The sequence below is a fragment of the Hydrogenophaga sp. genome (genome assembly GCF_041633695.1).
Lineage (GTDB): Bacteria > Pseudomonadota > Gammaproteobacteria > Burkholderiales > Burkholderiaceae_C > Hydrogenophaga.
Genome location: NZ_JBFJMY010000593.1, coordinates 1 through 2,205, shown reverse-complemented (window position 1 = coordinate 2,205; position 2,205 = coordinate 1). Strand labels below are relative to the sequence as shown.

The 2,205-nt window shown below is 67.5% G+C and carries 2 protein-coding genes and 1 pseudogene; all 3 read left to right on the top strand.

Annotated elements, in window-relative coordinates; translation table 11 throughout:
• The coding region (locus ABYB95_RS22110; protein WP_372662054.1) for a dihydroxy-acid dehydratase at positions 1 to 995 on the top strand (995 nt) is incomplete at its 5' end.
• Between the two features lie 67 nt (positions 996 to 1,062).
• The gene (locus tag ABYB95_RS22105; protein ID WP_372662051.1) at positions 1,063 to 1,710 is read left to right on the top strand and encodes a bifunctional 4-hydroxy-2-oxoglutarate aldolase/2-dehydro-3-deoxy-phosphogluconate aldolase; all 648 of its coding nucleotides are present in this window, start codon (positions 1,063 to 1,065) and stop codon (positions 1,708 to 1,710) included.
• A gap of 108 nt (positions 1,711 to 1,818) precedes the next feature.
• A pseudogene (locus tag ABYB95_RS22100) lies at positions 1,819 to 2,205 on the top strand (glucose-6-phosphate isomerase); the annotation flags it as partial.

The following is a 2,205-nucleotide window of genomic DNA, read 5'->3' as shown; positions in this document are numbered from 1 at the left end:
GCTCAGCCATCTGCCTGGCCGACATCGTGACGGAAAAGACCATCGTCAACGGCATCATCGGTCTGGTCGCCACCGGCGGCTCCACCAACCACACCATGCACCTGGTCGCCATGGCGCGCGCCGCGGGCATCCTGATCGACTGGGACGACTTCTCCGAGCTCTCCCACGTGGTGCCGCTGCTGGCCCGCGTCTACCCCAACGGCAGCGCCGACGTGAACCACATCCACGCCGCCGGCGGCATGGGCTACCTGATGCAAGAACTGCTCGCAGCCGGTCTGCTGCACGGCGATGTGACCACCGTGATGGGCCAGGGTCTGGCCGCCTACACCCGCGAACCCTGGCTGGACGGCGACGCGCTCGCCTGGCGCCCGGTGCCGAGCCAAAGTGCCGACACCGCCGTGCTGCGCCCGGTGAGCGAGCCCTTCAGCCCCGACGGCGGCCTGCGTCTGCTCACCGGCAACCTGGGCCGCAGTGTGGTCAAGGTGTCGGCGGTCAAGCCCGAACACCGCGTGGTGCGCGCACAAGCCGTGGTGGTGAGCGACCAGCAAGACCTGCTGGCTTTGTTCAACGCAGGTGAGATCAACAAAGACCTCATCGCCGTGGTGCGCTACCAGGGACCGCGTGCCAACGGCATGCCCGAGCTGCACAAGCTCACGCCACCGCTGGCCGTGCTGCAAGACAAAGGCTTCAAAGTGGCCCTGGTCACCGATGGCCGCATGTCGGGCGCGTCGGGCAAGGTGCCCGCTGCGATCCACCTCAGCCCCGAAGCCCTGGCCGACGGCCCCATCGCCCGCGTGATGGACGGCGACTGGATCACGCTGGACTGCGAGCGCGGCGTGCTCGAGCTCGAAGTGGATGCCGCCACGCTCGCGGCGCGCGAGATCCACCACCCCGACCTGAGCGCGAACGCACACGGCACCGGACGCGAGCTGTTCGGCCTCTTCCGCAACCACGCCAGCACCGCAGAATCGGGTGCCTCGCCCTTGCTGAACTGACCACCGCCCAGCGGGCTCCCGATCGACCTCACACGCGAGCCCGTTATTTCAATAAATGGAGACCGCCATGCCCATCACCTGCTTTTCCCGCCCCGCCTTCAAGTCCCGCGTCGTGCCCGTCATCGTGCTGAACGACCCGAACCACGCCGTGCCGCTGGCCCACGCGCTGCTCGAAGGCGGCATCGACGTCATGGAAATCACGCTGCGTTCGGATGCGGCCCTGGCCTCCATCGAGGCCGTGGCCAAGGCGGTGCCCGAGATGCACCTGGGTGCGGGCACGGTCACGCGCCCAGATGAAGTGCAACGGGTCATCGACGTGGGCGCCTCCTTTGCGCTCTCACCCGGCTGCACCGACGCACTGGTGGACGCGGTGAAGATCGCGCTGCTGCCCTTTATTCCCGGCGTGATGACACCCGGCGAGGTGATGCACCGGCGTGCACAAGGCTTTTCTCTGATGAAGCTGTTCCCCGCCGCGCAAGCCGGTGGTCTGGGCATGTTGAAAGCGCTCGGCGCACCGATCCCCGATGTGAGCTTTTGCCCCACCGGCGGCGTGAGCCCCGAGAACCTGAAAGACTTTCTGAAGCTGCCCAATGTGGCCATGGCCGGTGGCTCCTGGCTCACGCCATCGGACGCGCTGACGAAGGGCGATTGGGCGCGCATCACCCGCTTGGCTCGCGAGGCCACCGCTCTCGCCGCTGAGGTACCGTCGGCTTGAAGCCCTAGACCGCGCCACATTCGGGCCGAACCTGTCGAAGCCCTGTTGTCCATGCACCGCGCAGCCCTTCGACAGGTTCAGGGCGAACGTCAGGAGAACACCCGCTCTATGAACGCACAACTCAGCAAGCCATTGCACACCACCCCCACCCAACTGCCCGCTTGGGCACAACTCGGCCAACTCGCCGCTGCCCCGCAAACCCACTTGCGCGATGTCTTGGCCGCCGAGCCCGACCGAGCCGAACGCCTGAGCGTGAGCGCAGCCGGCATCACACTGGACCCCTGCCGTCAGCGTACCAACCCGGCCATCCAAACCGCCTTGCTGGCCCTGGCCGAACAAGCGGGTGTCGCCGCGCAGCGCGACGCCATGTTCCGTGGCGACCCGATCAACCTGACCGAAAACCGCCCCGTGTTGCACGTGGCCCTGCGGGGCCAGAACGGCCCCTGGGGTGAGGCCATCAGCGCCGACGTGGCGCGCGAACTCGAACGCGTCTGC

What these genes read in the sequence shown, in the direction of transcription:
- ABYB95_RS22105 (WP_372662051.1), top strand. Translation starts at nt 1,063, where the DNA reads ATGCCCATCACCTGCTTTTCCCGCCCCGCCTTCAAGTCCCGCGTCGTG.